This is a genomic window from Methylobacterium sp. AC315 (genome assembly GCF_979253755.1).
Map to the genome: position 1 here is coordinate 338593 of NZ_CEEDEA010000003.1, position 13123 is coordinate 351715.

Consider the following 13123-nt stretch of genomic DNA (forward strand, 5'->3'; position numbering starts at 1 on the left):
GCCCTGCGACATCCCCGATTTCCCTCAACCGCCCGGGGCGAGCAACTCGCCGCGGCCGACCAGGAGGGCCGCACCCAGGAACACGGTGGCGACCAGGATTGCCACGGCGGACAGCGGCATCACCGGGGCGAGCCATCCGGCCGAAGCCGTCCCGGCGACCGAGCCGAGATTCATCGCCGCCATGTAGACCTCGAACTGCGTCGCCGCGCCGGCGCGTCCGCGGCTGGCCTGGAGCAGGGCGGGCATCAGCGCGACGATCAAGAGACCCGGCAAGGCGTTGGTCAGGGCCAGGATGAGCGGTGCCGCGGAGCCGAGAAGGCCGGCACCGATCAGCACCCCCGCCAGCACGAAGGTCGCCGCGCTCGCCACGAGCAGGATTCTCAGCGGCCGCACCGGCCCGACCCGATCGGACCACAGGCCGATGGTGAACGCGCCCGCGGTGCCGCTCACGAGCGCCAGCCCCGCCTGGAGTCGGGACAGGGCCGCGGGCTCCCAGCCGCGGCCTTGGAGCAGGTCGACCGAGAAGGGCAGCTCGAACAGCCCAAGGGCCCCGTCGAGGCCGAAACACAGGGCCAGCAGCTGCAGCGCCCGCTTTCTGCGCAGCGCGATCCCAAGGCGGCGGAGGAAGCGCAGGAACGGGACCCGTCGGGGATCCGGTCCGCGCCGGTCGAGCGACAGCAACGCGTCTGCGGGTGCTTCGCGCACGAGCAGCATCGGCAGGCTCGCCAGCAGACCCGCCCCGAGCAGCACGGAGAGGCTGACGGTCAGCCCGTACGTGGCGAGCGTCCAGCCGAGGATCGCCGCGCTGAGGCTCGTGCCGACGACGAAGCCCGCGCGCGTGCAGGCGCTGACCCGGCCCAACTCTTCCGCGGGTACGTGGTCCATGATCATCCGGTCGCATGCGGTATCCAGCAGCGAGGCGAACAGGCTGTGGACCAGGAAGGCGATGCCGAGCAGGCCCACCTGTTCCGCGTCGAGCAACAGCATCAGGGCCACCGCCGCGTGACACCCGAGAAGCGCGGCCACCGCGAAGGGCCGGCGCCGGCCCATGCGCAGGTTGCCGGACCGGTCGACGAGCGGCCCCCACAGGATCGGCTGGAGCGTCCAGGGCAGCCCCGCCAGGGCGAAATGAACCCCGACCTCGGTTGCCGACACCCCACGCGCCGTAAGGTGGTTGGCCAGGGCGGTGAGTGAAAAGCCGGCGATCAGACCTTGATAGAGGTAGGTCGCGAAGAAGACGCCGTAGCGGGCGCGCCGCCCCGCGAGGCTCGGCAATGCCACGCCTGTCGGAGCCGGCCGAACCCTCAAGTCGCCCTGCACTTGTCGGCCCGGTGCCGCACGACGATGCTCCTCCCCCCGCCGCCACCGGATCGAACCCGTGCCGCCCCACCCTGAACAGCCTACGTCGTACGCCCGGACCTCGCGATGGGTCGCGTGAGCGCGGCCGACATCTGGATCGTCGATCTGGCTTTGTCGCCGGGTCAGCTCGATCGGTGTGCGCCCGTCCTGGATACACACGAGCGCGACCGCGCCGCGCGCTTCATGCGGGCGGCGGACCGCATTCGGTTCCAGGCGAGCCACGCGGCCCTGCGACTGATTCTCGGAGAGGCGCTGGGCAGCGCGCCGGGCGCGATTCGCGTGGAGGCCGGCGGGGCCGGAAAGCCTCGCCTGGCCGGTGCCGCGCACGTCGCCTTCGACTTCAACCTGTCCCATTCCGGTGAACGCGCGGTCGTCGGCGTAGCGCGCGGCGCGGCCATCGGCGTCGATGTCGAGGCGATCCGGCCGATCCCGGATCCGTTGCGCATCGCGCGCGGGCATTTTGCGGCGGATGAGGTCGCAGCCCTCGCCGGCCACTCCCACGAGACGATGGAGCCCGCCTTCTTCGGCCTGTGGACGCGCAAGGAGGCCGTGGTGAAGGCGCTGGGTGCCGGCCTCTCGATGTCGCTCGACCGTTTCAGCGTCAGCGTGCCGCCCGCCCGCCCAAGGCTCCTCCGCATGCAGCAGGCCGGCGACTGGACGCTCACCGAACTCGATTGCGGTCCCGGATATGCCGCGACGGCCGCGCTGCGCTGCGCGGCGTCCGAGATCACGGTCCGGCATCTGGCGGGCGATTGGACGACCCGTCTGCGCTGACCGCCCAAAACCGCCCTTGCGGTACGGGAAAGGCGCAGCTATAAGCCCGCTGCCGGCAGTTGCGGACACGCAAGCCGGCCTTCGGAGTGTAGCGCAGTCTGGTAGCGCACCACGTTCGGGACGTGGGGGTCGCAGGTTCAAATCCTGCCACTCCGACCAAGCTCCTCTCGGGGCTGACGGTCTTCCCGCTTTCTTGCTTCAGCACTTGGCGGCCTGGGCCGCAAGGCGTGGGTGCGGGCTACGCCCCTCGCTACGGCGATTGCTTGTCCGCCGTCGCCTTGCTGATCCCGTCCACCGCACGGACCGCTAATTCCCGCGACGGCTCGGTCCGAAGCGAGTATGCGCCCTGCCTATGGCCTTGGAAACACCAGCCGGTCCAAACCCCGTCGCCGCGGCGGCGTCCGTGTGGGTGGACTATGCGCGACAATTCCTCATCGGCGCAGCGCTGGTTGGGATCTCCGTGGTTGTCGGCATCGCGATCCTCGACCCCTACGGATTACGGGTGGCACCCGGCCATCCGCCGGGTCCGATCATGGATACGAACCAGCGGCTGTCTTATCCGCAGATCGCCCGCGGCGGTGCCTTCGACGCCGCCGTGTTCGGCACCTCGACAGCGCGGCTGCTGGACCCGGGCGCCCTCGATTCCGCCTTCGCGGCGCGCTTTGCCAACCTGGCGGTCAACGCCGCGACACCGGATGAGCAAATTCGGCTGGCCGAGCTGTTCGTGGCCCACCGGCCGGTGAGGGCGATCCTGTTCGGCCTCGACACGACCTGGTGCGCCGCCGATCCGCCGGCCCGCAGCGCCAACGCCTTTCCGGACTGGCTCTACGAGGCCGGCACACCCTGGGGCGTGCTCCGGCAGGTCAGCCTCCGCTCGCTCACGATCGCTGCGCAGACCGGACTGGCGCGCCTCGGCCTCGTGCAGACGCGGCTGAGGTCCGACGGCTATGCGGTCTTCACGCCGCCCGAGGTGCTGTACGATCCCGAGCGCGCCCGCACTCATATCCGTGCCGGCGCGCGCGATCCTGCGACGCCCGCCGATCCACCGGATGCGCCGATGCCGGCATTGGCGCGGCTCGATGCCCTGCTCGCTCGACTGCCCGGGACCGCGACGAAGCTCGTCGCCTTCATGCCGGTTCACGCGGTCGCGCAGGGGGTGCCCGGCACGCCGGCCGGCCGCCGGGAGGCGGCCTGCAAGGCGCGGGTCGCGGAGATCGGTGCCCGGCACGGCGCCGTGGTGGTGGATTTCCGCCGTCCCTCGCCGATCACCACGCGGGACGACAATTACTGGGATGCGCTGCACTACCGCCTGCCGGTGGCGGCGCGGATCGTGGCGGACCTGAAAGACGCCGTCCGCCTCGGGACCGACGATCCGGACGGCACCTATCGCGTGCTGGCGCATCCGTGACGCGGATCCTCAGCCGGCAGAAGCGCGTTCGGCCCGCGCCCAGCCCTCGCGGGTGGCGGCGCAATACTCCGTGAACCGCCCCGCGCCGATTGCCGCCCGGGCGCCTGCCATCAGGTCCTGGTAGTAGGCGAGGTTGTTCCAGGTGAGCAGCATCATCCCCAGGATCTCGTTCGACCGGACGAGGTGGTGGAGATAGGCCCGGGAATAGTCGCGCGCCGCCGGGCAGGTCGAGGTCTCGTCCAGCGGCGCCGTATCCTCGGCGTGGCGGGCGTTGCGCAGGTTGACCCGGCCGTTGCGGGTATAGGCCAGACCATGCCGGCCTGCGCGGGTCGGCATCACGCAGTCGAACATGTCGATGCCCCGGGCCACCGCCCCGAGGATGTCGTCCGGCGTGCCCACTCCCATCAGATAGCGCGGCTTGGCCTGCGGCAGGTGCGGCTCAACGGTCTCGATCATGGCGAACATCACCGCCTGCGGCTCGCCCACCGCGAGCCCGCCCACCGCGTAGCCCTTCAGGTCGAGGTCGGTGAGCGCGCGTGCGCTCTCGACGCGGAGCGCCGGGATGTCGCCGCCCTGCACGATGCCGAACATCGCCTTGCCGGGTTGTTCGCCGAACGCCACCCGGCAGCGCTCGGCCCAGCGCAGCGAGAGGTGCATGGCCTTCTCGATCGCCGCATGCTCGGCTGGAAGCCGCACGCATTCGTCGAGCTGCATCTGGATGTCGGAGCCGAGCAGACCCTGGATCTCGATGGAGCGTTCCGGGCTCATGTGGTGCGCGGTGCCGTCGATATGCGAGCGGAAGGTCACGCCCTGCTCGTCGATCTTCCGCAGGGCCGAGAGCGACATCACTTGGAAGCCGCCGGAATCGGTCAGGATCGGCCGGTCCCAGTTCATGAATTTGTGCAGGCCGCCGAGCCGCGCCATCCGCTCCGGGCCCGGACGGAGCATCAGGTGATAGGTGTTACCCAGGACCACGTCGGCGCCCAGTTCCCGCACCTGCCCCGGATACATCGCCTTCACGGTCGCGGCGGTCCCCACCGGCATGAAGGCCGGCGTGCGAATCTCTCCGCGCGGCGTCGCGATGGCGCCGGTGCGGGCGGTGCCGTCCTGCCCGTGCAGGGTGAAGCCGAAGGGCAGGGTCTCGGTCATGGGATATCCGCGCGCGGGCCCGGAAACAGCAGGCTGGCGTCGCCGTAAGAGTAGAAGCGGTAGCCGCTCCGGATCGCGTGCGCGTAGACCGCCCGCATCGTGTCGAGGCCCGAGAACGCCGAGACCAGCATGAACAGGGTCGAGCGCGGTAGGTGGAAGTTCGTCACCAGGGCGTCGACCGCGCGGAAGCGGTAGCCGGGCGTGATGAAGATGTCGGTCGGCCCCGAGAAAGCCGAGAGCGTGCCGTCGGGGCTCGCGGCGCTCTCGAGGAGGCGTAGCGCCGTCGTGCCCACCGCGACGATCCGGCCGCCCGCGGCCCGGACGGCATTGAGGGTGGCGGCCGTATCGGCATCGAGGATGCCGATCTCGGCGTGCATCCGGTGGGCGTCGGTGTCGTCCGCCTTGACCGGCAGGAACGTCCCGGCGCCGACATGCAGGGTGACGTGGTGACGCCGCAGGCCGGCCGCGTCGAGGTCCGTGAGCAGCGCGTCCGAGAAATGCAGCCCAGCCGTCGGTGCCGCCACGGCACCGGGATGCCGTGCGTAGACAGTCTGATAATCGGTTGCGTCGCGGGCGTCGGTGGGGCGCTTGCCGGCGATGTAGGGCGGCAGGGGCAGCGCGCCTTCCTGGGCGATCGCCGCGTCGAGTTCGGCGCCGCCGCGGTCGAAATCCAGCACGATCTCGCCGCCCTCCGCCTTATCGGCGACGATGGCCTGGAGCGCACCGAACTGGATCGCGTCCCCGGGGGTCAATCGCTTGGCCGGGCGGGCGAAGGCGCGCCAGCGCGCGGGCGCCTCCCGCAGGTGCAGCATCACCTCCGTGCGCTGGCCCGGCGCCCCCGGGCGCGTGCGCACGCCGTTGAGCCGCGCCGGGATCACCCGCGTGTCGTTGAAGACCAGGGCATCGCCGGAGCGCAGCGCTGCCGGCAGGTCGCGCACCGTGCGGTCCGCCAAATCCTCGCCGGGGCGTACGACCAGGAGCCGCCCACCGTCGCGCGGCTCGGCCGGGCGCAGGGCGATGCAGCTCTCCGGCAGGTCGAAATCGAACAGGTCCACGCGCATCGCCGGGTGCCTGCACCGAACCGGACGCGGTTTCAACCTCGGAACCGGTTCGCCGCGCCGCCTGTTCACGCCACACCGAGGACGGAGACGCCCGAACGATGCCCTGGTACGCCGTGCGCCCCCGTGATGCCGCAGACCCGCGCTGGCCGCTGCCTGGCACCGAACAGATCGTGCTTAAGGCCGACGATCCAGATCAGGCACGGTCGAAGTTCGCGGAGGCCTATCCCAGCGAGCCCTTCGGAAGCCCGGCCGTACCGGTGCCGAACTCCGGGCTCGGGAGTTTCAACGGTGACGCGGACGCGCTGATCGTGGCCGAGACCGGCGAGCCGCCAGCGCCACGGGACTGAACGTCATGGTCAGGATCAGCCGTCCCGCCCGCATGACCCTCGACGGCCAGCTCGTCGGGTACTGGGACCGTGAAGCCGCGCGGCTCGACACGATGGCCACCGCCGCGCGCTTCGCGTGGCAGCGGCGTCGCCTGATGCGCAAGGCGACCGAGGCGCGGGCCAAGGCCGAGCGGAGCCGCCAGCGCGAGGCGGCCCGCAGTCCGGCTCCCGGTCCGACCGAAGCATAGCCGAAGCTAAGACTCTTTCGGCAGCGTCGAAGCTTTGCCGTGGCCTGAGGCAAGCTGCATCCCGTATGGGCACGTCGACTCGTGATCGGCGCATCCCATGGACCGGACCCAGAAAGCAGCCCTCTTCAGCGCCGGCATCGGCTTGGTGGTCACCGGGCTGAAGTTCTACGCGGCCTGGCTCACCAGCAGCCTGGCGCTGTATTCCGACGCGCTCGAGAGCATCATCAACGTGGTGGCGGCGATCGGCGCCTTCGTGGCCCTGCGTGTCGCCGCGCGTCCGGCCGACGCCGAGCATCCCTACGGCCACCACAAGGCGGAGTTTTTCTCCGCGGTGATCGAGGGCGCCCTCATCGTGGTGGCCGCCGTCCTGATCCTGCGGGAGGCGTATTTCGGCCTGCTCGCCCCAAAACCCTTGGACACGCCAGCGGTGGGTCTGGCGATCAATCTCGGGGCGGGCGTCATCAACGCCGCCTGGGCCTGGGCGCTGATGCGCTGGGGCCGCGCGTGGCGCTCGCCGGCCCTGATCGCAGATGCGCGCCACGTCTTCGCCGACGTCGTGACCTCCTGCGGCGTACTCTTGGGCGTCGCCGCGGTCTGGGTAACCGGCTACCCGGCCCTCGACCCGGCGGTGGCCGGGCTCGTGGCACTCAACATCCTGTGGTCGGGCTTCCGGATGGTGCGCGAATCCGTCGATGGCCTGATGGATCGGGCCGCGTCCCCCGACGTGGTCTGCCAGATCCGCTCGCTGATCTCGCAGCACGGGGAGGGCGCGCTCGAAGCCCACGACGTCCGCACCCGTTCGGCCGGCCAAGCCACGTTCATCGATTTCCACCTCGTGGTTCCGGGCAGCATGACGGTCGAGGCCTCGCACGCCATCTGCGACCGGCTGGAGAGCGCCCTGGAAACCACGATCCCAGGTGCGGTCGTGACCATTCACGTGGAGCCGGGCGAGGAAGCCAAAGCCCGGGGCCTGCCGGTTCTCTAGGAGCACGCGAGCCCTACGCCGGCGCATCAAACCCAGCCAGAAACGTCGCCCGCGGTATGATCCGGGGACGACGCTCCATCCGTGCCAGCAGCCCGGCCGCCGGGACCTGCGTCAGCTCCAGGCGTGGAACGGCGGCGCGACATCGTTCAGGGCGTGATTGCCGACGATGGCGACCTTCCAGCGCACCGGATCATGCAGGGTATGGGTCCGGGCATTGCGCCAGTGGCGGTCGAGGTTCTCCGCCGCCAGCGTCGAGCGGGTGCCGGAGAGCTCGAACAGCTTGTTGGAGGCGGCCAACGCGACCTCGGTCGTCAGCACCTTCGCCTCCGCGACGGCGAGCTGGGCCGCCGCGACACGCTCCGCATCCGGCTGTGCGACCGCCGCGTCGAGGGCGAGCCCGGCCCGGTCGAGCAGGGCTTCCGCTGCGTGCTGCCGAATGGTGAGGTCGCCGACCGCCTGGATCGTGTAGGGGTCGTCGGAGGCCCGCTCCTGACCGCTGTCGATCCACGGGCGCGCCTTCTCGCGCACGAACGCGATCGTGTCGTCCAGGGCCTCGCGGCCGATGCCGGCATCGACCGCCGCCTGGATGACCTGGAAGATGGCGCCGTCCGACCGGGGCGCCTCGTAGCCCTTCCAGGCCGGCACCAAGTGTGTCTTCTCGACCCGGACATTCTCGATCAGCACCGTGCCGCTCGCCGTGCCGCGCTGGCCGAAGCTGGACCAGTCGTCGATCACGGTGAGTCCTGGCGCGTTCCGCTCGGCGATGGCGTACCAGGCCCGTCCCTCCGCATCGAGGGCGACGATCGGCACCAGGTGAGCGAGCAATGCCCCGGTGGCGTAGAACTTCTGGCCGCGCACGATCACGTGGTCGCCGTGATCGGTGAACCGGGTGTCGAAATCCGCGGCCCGCTTGGTGCCGCGCTCGGAGAACGCGTTGCCGAACCGTGTGCCGCGCAGAACCGCCCCGAACAGCAGACGCTGCTGCGCCTCGTCCGAGACCGTCCGGATCGACGCAACGATACCGAGGTGGTTCTGCGAGATCTGGCCGATCGCCGGATCGGCCGCCGAGATGATCGCGACGACCTGCGCGAGGGTCTTGTAGGACACCTCCGGGCCGCCGAACGCCTTCGGCACGTTGATCGACCACAACCCGCTCTGGGAGAAGGCGTCGAGCTCCGCCAGGGGCCGCGCGTGGTTCCGGTCGCGTTCCGAGGCGCCGCGTCGAAACTCCGCGGCGAGGTTCCGGGCGACCGCCAGCGCCTCCGTGTCGTCACGGATCACATGGGCGGGCGAGGCCGGGCTGGCTGGCCCCGGCACACCTTGGCGCGGCAGGGGGTCGAGCGCGCGCGCGTCGACGGCGATGTTCATGATGGCTCACTCCGAACGGGGCGGAAATCTTTCGGGCGGGCAGCCATCAGGCCGCCTCGGCGCGCGTCTCGCGGGCGGCTTCGAGTGCGCGGACCCGGGGGATCACATGTGCCCCGAAATACGCGACCTCCTCCTGGAAATGGAGGAAGGCCAGAAGCGCGAGGTCGGCCCCCGCATCCTTCAGCGCGAGGATCCGCTCGGCGATCTGGTCCGGTGTGCCGATCAGGTTGGTCTTGAAGCCGTCATTGTACTGGACGAGGTCGTTGAAATCCGACTTGGCCCAGTTGCCTTCTCCCTCGGGCGAGGCTTTCCCGGCATTCTTCACCTCGTGGCCGAACGCCTTCACGGCGTCCGGATCGGCGTGGTCGATGATCTCCTGGAGGACGGCGCGGGCCTCCTCTTCGGTATCGCGGGCGATCACGAAGGCATTCACGCCGATGCGCGGGTTGTTGCCGATTGCGGCGGCCTTCGCGCGGACATCGTCGACCTGCGCGCGGATGTTCTCCGGCGTGTTGCCGTTGGTGAAGTACCAGTCCGAGACGCGCGCTGCCATGTCGCGCGCCGCCCGGGACGAGCCGCCCTGGAAGATCTCCGGCAGCGGGTCGGCCGGCTTCGGCTTCAGGGTATAGTCCGTGTAGCGATAGAAATCGCCCCGGAAGGTGAAGTTGTCCTGGGTCCAGATCCCCCGGAGGCTGCGGATGAACTCTTCCGAGCGCCGGTAACGCTCGTCGTGGTCGAGCCAGGGCTCGCCGATCGCGCGGAACTCGCCCGAGAACCAGCCCGACACGATGTTGACGGCGATCCGGCCGCCGCTCAGCTGCGAGATCGTTGCGATCTGCTTGGCCGCCAGTGTGGGATGCCAGGGGCCTGGCAGCAGCGCGGCAATCACCTTGATCTTGGAGGTGGCGGCCAGCAGCGCGTGGCTGAACGCCACCGATTCGTGCTGATATTCGGCGCCGTAGCCAGCCGTGAAGCGGATCTGGGTCAGGGCGTAGTCGAAGCCGGATTCCTCCGCGATCTGTGCCAGGCGCCGGTTGTAGTCGGCATCCCAGCTCGTGCGCTGCGGGATCTTGCTGATCACGAGGCCGCCCGAGACGTTGGGCACCCAGTAGGCAAAGCGGATCGGATCAGGCGGCGTGTCTTTGAAACGGTCGGTCATGGCGCGCTACCTCTGTCGCGCGGGGACGTTGCCCCGCGGCGTCTTCGAAGGATCGCGACAAACTGAATACAAGATGCAGGCTTGCGCGACCGCTAATGAACACGCAAAGTATTCCGCGTTGACGATGCCGGGTCAAAGGAACGCGATGCCGTTTTAGACGCCCGTCCTGTTGCATTCTTCTGCGCCGAACTCACTCAGCGGCGGGTTTATTCTCACACTGTGCCGACGCCATCCGAATCGTTCAGGCGTCGATAGGCGAACATGCCGAACACGCCGATCAGGCAAAGCGCCAGCGCGAACCACGTGAAGGCGTATTGCAGGTGGTTGTTCGGCAGATCGACCTTCAGCTGACCGCCCCGTGGCCACGTGGTCTGATCCGGCACCGCGTCGGCCTCGATCAGGTAGGGTGCCGCGTCGGCGACCCCGCGCGCGGCAGCGATGCTGGCGACGTCGCGGGTGAACCATTCGCCCCGTGCCGGATCCGCCTCCGGCACGAACATCCCCCGCGCCTCGCTGACCCGGAGAATCCCGGTGACGGTGGTCGGGCCCTCGATGAGGCCATCCCGGCGGTCGGCCTGGGTCTTCAGCTCCGTGGGCACGAAGCCGCGGTTGATCAGGACGACACCGCCATCCGCGCGCTGAAACGGCGTGATCACGTAATAGCCCTGGAGCGCCCGGCCCGGCGTCTCGCCGGCCGCAAGTCCGTGGACCAGCGCCTCGCGATCGTTGTCGAACCGGCCGGAGACCCGCACATGGCGGAACTCGTCCCGGCCGGGATCCCAGGTGCCGGGTTCAGGGGGCGCCACAGGCTCCGCCTTCGTCTGCCGGACGATGCGGGCGATCAGCTCTTCTTTCCAGGTCTTGCGCTCGATCTGCCACGTCCCGAGACCCAGCAGGATCGCCAGCGCGATCAGGGATGCGAGCCCGGGTGCGACGAGGTCACGCCAGGCGGCCGCACGCGGCGATGTGCGACTCACTGCTCGAAACGTCCCTGCTCGGCCTTGTTGCTGTACTGGAGGGCGATCAGCATGCCTTTGAGCGGCCGGACCAGGATCAGGCTCAGACCGATCGAAAGACTGCCGGCTACCAGCGCGTGGACCCAGATCGGCGGCTCGTAGGTGATCTCCAGCCACAGAGCCAGACCCACCACCAGAAGGCCGACGATCGACATCACGAAGAAAGCCGGCCCATCCGCCGAGTCGAAACCCGAATAGTCGAGCCCGCAGGATTCGCAGGACGGCCGCAGGGTCAGGTAGCCCTTGAACAGATGGCCTTCGCCGCAGCGGGGGCACCGGCCGCGGAGGCCGGTGGGGACGGGCGGCAGCTGCGGATAGGTTCGTTGGTCCACGTGAGCACTCCAGACTGGCCCAGGCGAGCGCATGCGCGCCGCCTCACAGCCATTCCCTCGATATGGGGATCACGCCGAGTCGCACACGAAAAAGGGCGGCCTGAGCCGCCCTTTCACACCCCCGCCATGCGGTGACGAGATAGCAGCGCTCAGTGCGCGGCGCCGTGGAAGACGCCCGAGCCCCAGACGTAGATCGCGGCGAACAGGAACAGCCACACGACGTCAACGAAGTGCCAGTACCAGGCGGCGAACTCGAATCCGAGGTGCTGGCGTGGGGTGAACTGGCCCGCGTAGGTCCGGTACAGGCATACGGCCAGGAAGATCGTGCCGATGATGACGTGGAAGCCGTGGAAGCCCGTCGCCATGTAGAAGGTCGACGAGTAGATGCTGCCCGCGAAGCCGAATTCGGCGTGGCTGTACTCGTACGCCTGGCAGGCCGTGAACAGCACGCCCAGCACGATGGTCAGCCACAGGCCGTACTTGAGACCCTTGCGGTCCCCATGCAGCAAGGCATGGTGGGCCCAGGTGACGGTCGTGCCGGAGGTCAGCAGGATCAGGGTGTTCAGCAGCGGCAAGTGCCACGGATCGAACGCCTCGATGCCCTTGGGCGGCCAGACGCCGCCCGTGAACTCGACCCGGGAGGCCTGGATCGGGTCGGCGGTGTAGAGGGCCGCCTCGAAGTAGGCCCAGAACCAAGCGACGAAGAACATCACCTCGGAGGCGATGAACATCATCATGCCATACCGGTGATGGAGTTGGACCACGCGGGTGTGATCGCCGGAATTGGCCTCGTGCACCACGTCCTTCCACCAAGCGAACATGGTGTAGAGCACGCCGAAAACGCCAGCCCCGAAGATGTAGGGACCCGGGGTCAGGGTACCGATCTGGAGGCTCTTCATCCAGAACACGGCGCCGAACGCCATCAGGAAGCCCGAGAAGGCGCCCATCAGCGGCCACGGACTCGGGCTTAGAATATGAAAATCGTGATTCTTGGCGTGCGCCTCGGCCATCGTCCCGTCGCTCCTCACCCTGACGCCCCGCGCCGTTCCCGGCATCCGGCCTATCGCTCTTTGGCTGGGCGCCACATACGGGACCCCCAAGCTTGTCCGCACACTTAGTCGGTGCCGACCTGTGTTGTCACGCGTTCGCGATCAGAAATCGCGCTTCGTGCCCGAAGCCCCCGTGGTCGCGACCGCCGCCGTCACCGGCTGGCCGTTCTTGGAGGCGAAATACGTGTAGGACAGCGTCATTTCGGAAAGATGCGCGGTGTTCGAATCCTCCCGCACCGCCGGGTCGACGTAGAAGACCACCGGCACGTCCAGCGTCTCGCCGGGCTGCAACGTCTGCTCGTTGAAGCAGAAACAGGCGATCTTGACGAAGTAGCTGCCCATCAGGCCGGGCTGGACGTTGAAGGTCGCGACGCCGGTCGATGGCTTGGCGCCGGTGTTCTGCACCCGGAAGAACACCGTCTTGGTTTCGCCGAGCTTCGCCTCGACGGTGTTGGCTTCGGGGGCGAACTTCCAGCTCAGGCCCGGCGCGACGTTGGTATCGAAGTGCACCACCATGCTGTCGTCGGTGCGCGCCGCCGACGCGAGGGCCGGGCCCTGGCGCGGCGTGCCGTCGTAGCCCGTTGCCTTGCAGAACGCGTCGTAGAGCGGCACCGACGCGAAGGCGAGGCCGACCATGCCGACCGCCAGGCCGGCACACGCGATCGCCGTGCGCTTGGCGCCGCGAAGCGGATCGGGATGAGGTTTTGTCATCGTGCCCCTCAGAGCGGACGGCTGAGGATCTGCGGGCCGAGTTTGACGATCGTCAGCACGAAGAACAGCAGGACCCACGCACCCAGGGCCAACGCGATGGCCACCGAGCGCTTACGCCGGCGCGCCTCCTCGACGGGCGTGAGCTGGCGATAGGGGACTTCCGGATCCGGCATGGCGA

At 69.1% G+C, this 13123-nt stretch carries 15 protein-coding genes and 1 tRNA gene; 6 read left to right on the forward strand and 10 right to left on the reverse strand.

What is annotated here, in order from left to right:
- Window positions 1–24 precede the first annotated feature (24 nt).
- Window positions 25–1281, reverse strand: a complete 1257-nt coding sequence (locus tag AC0IY0_RS06810; RefSeq protein ID WP_471763370.1) for an MFS transporter — start codon at window positions 1279–1281, stop codon at window positions 25–27.
- 144 nt (window positions 1282–1425) lie between these two features.
- Here AC0IY0_RS06810 and AC0IY0_RS06815 point away from each other — a divergent pair, with 144 nt between their 5' ends.
- The 3 genes from AC0IY0_RS06815 (at window position 1426) to AC0IY0_RS06825 (ending at window position 3541) form a co-directional block, all read left to right on the forward strand.
- Window positions 1426–2133: a 4'-phosphopantetheinyl transferase family protein gene (locus tag AC0IY0_RS06815; protein ID WP_471763371.1), complete on the forward strand. Its 708-nt coding sequence runs from the start codon at window positions 1426–1428 to the stop codon at window positions 2131–2133.
- Window positions 2134–2215: 82 nt separating this feature from the next.
- A tRNA-Pro gene (locus tag AC0IY0_RS06820) sits at window positions 2216–2292 on the forward strand.
- 193 nt (window positions 2293–2485) lie between these two features.
- Entirely contained in the window at window positions 2486–3541 is a 1056-nt protein-coding gene (locus AC0IY0_RS06825) for a hypothetical protein (protein ID WP_471763372.1), read from the forward strand.
- A 9-nt stretch (window positions 3542–3550) separates the two neighbouring features.
- Here AC0IY0_RS06825 and tgt read toward each other — a convergent pair whose 3' ends face one another.
- Window positions 3551–4690 carry a tRNA guanosine(34) transglycosylase Tgt gene (gene tgt, locus AC0IY0_RS06830; RefSeq protein ID WP_147938234.1) on the reverse strand — a complete coding sequence of 380 codons (1140 nt, stop codon included), beginning with the start codon at window positions 4688–4690 and terminating at the stop codon, window positions 3551–3553.
- Window positions 4687–5751 (reverse strand): tRNA preQ1(34) S-adenosylmethionine ribosyltransferase-isomerase QueA, encoded by a 1065-nt coding sequence (gene queA / locus AC0IY0_RS06835; RefSeq protein ID WP_419829361.1) that lies wholly within the window; start codon window positions 5749–5751, stop codon window positions 4687–4689. The genes tgt and queA overlap by 4 nt, the downstream gene beginning before the upstream one ends.
- A gap of 98 nt (window positions 5752–5849) precedes the next feature.
- Between queA and AC0IY0_RS06840 the strand changes: the two genes are divergently transcribed.
- The 3 genes from AC0IY0_RS06840 to AC0IY0_RS06850 all read left to right on the forward strand — a co-directional run bounded on the left by AC0IY0_RS06840 (window position 5850) and on the right by AC0IY0_RS06850 (window position 7310).
- Entirely contained in the window at window positions 5850–6098 is a 249-nt protein-coding gene (locus tag AC0IY0_RS06840; RefSeq protein WP_147910704.1) for a hypothetical protein, read from the forward strand.
- 5 nt (window positions 6099–6103) lie between these two features.
- The gene (locus tag AC0IY0_RS06845; protein WP_147938232.1) at window positions 6104–6325 is read left to right on the forward strand and encodes a hypothetical protein; all 222 of its coding nucleotides are present in this window, start codon (window positions 6104–6106) and stop codon (window positions 6323–6325) included.
- Window positions 6326–6422: 97 nt separating this feature from the next.
- Window positions 6423–7310: a cation diffusion facilitator family transporter gene (locus AC0IY0_RS06850; protein WP_419829362.1), complete on the forward strand. Its 888-nt coding sequence runs from the start codon at window positions 6423–6425 to the stop codon at window positions 7308–7310.
- A gap of 111 nt (window positions 7311–7421) precedes the next feature.
- Here AC0IY0_RS06850 and AC0IY0_RS06855 read toward each other — a convergent pair whose 3' ends face one another.
- From AC0IY0_RS06855 to AC0IY0_RS06885, 7 genes are all read right to left on the reverse strand, one after another.
- On the reverse strand, window positions 7422–8678 hold the full coding sequence (locus AC0IY0_RS06855) for an SfnB family sulfur acquisition oxidoreductase (RefSeq protein ID WP_471763373.1): 1257 nt from the start codon (window positions 8676–8678) through the stop codon (window positions 7422–7424).
- Between the two features lie 46 nt (window positions 8679–8724).
- Complete coding sequence (gene sfnG / locus AC0IY0_RS06860; RefSeq protein ID WP_147938229.1) at window positions 8725–9837, reverse strand: dimethylsulfone monooxygenase SfnG; 1113 nt, start codon at window positions 9835–9837, stop codon at window positions 8725–8727.
- A gap of 212 nt (window positions 9838–10049) precedes the next feature.
- Window positions 10050–10814, reverse strand: coding sequence for an SURF1 family protein (locus AC0IY0_RS06865; protein WP_471763374.1), 765 nt, complete (start codon window positions 10812–10814; stop codon window positions 10050–10052).
- On the reverse strand, window positions 10811–11185 hold the full coding sequence (locus AC0IY0_RS06870; RefSeq protein WP_187193553.1) for a DUF983 domain-containing protein: 375 nt from the start codon (window positions 11183–11185) through the stop codon (window positions 10811–10813). Before AC0IY0_RS06870 ends, AC0IY0_RS06865 begins: the two co-directional genes overlap by 4 nt.
- Before the next feature lie 149 nt (window positions 11186–11334).
- Complete coding sequence (locus tag AC0IY0_RS06875; protein WP_147908516.1) at window positions 11335–12195, reverse strand: cytochrome c oxidase subunit 3; 861 nt, start codon at window positions 12193–12195, stop codon at window positions 11335–11337.
- Between the two features lie 141 nt (window positions 12196–12336).
- Window positions 12337–12945: a cytochrome c oxidase assembly protein gene (locus tag AC0IY0_RS06880; RefSeq protein ID WP_147908515.1), complete on the reverse strand. Its 609-nt coding sequence runs from the start codon at window positions 12943–12945 to the stop codon at window positions 12337–12339.
- Between the two features lie 8 nt (window positions 12946–12953).
- Window positions 12954–13118, reverse strand: coding sequence for a hypothetical protein (locus tag AC0IY0_RS06885; RefSeq protein ID WP_187193554.1), 165 nt, complete (start codon window positions 13116–13118; stop codon window positions 12954–12956).
- Between the last annotated feature and the right edge of the window lie 5 nt (window positions 13119–13123).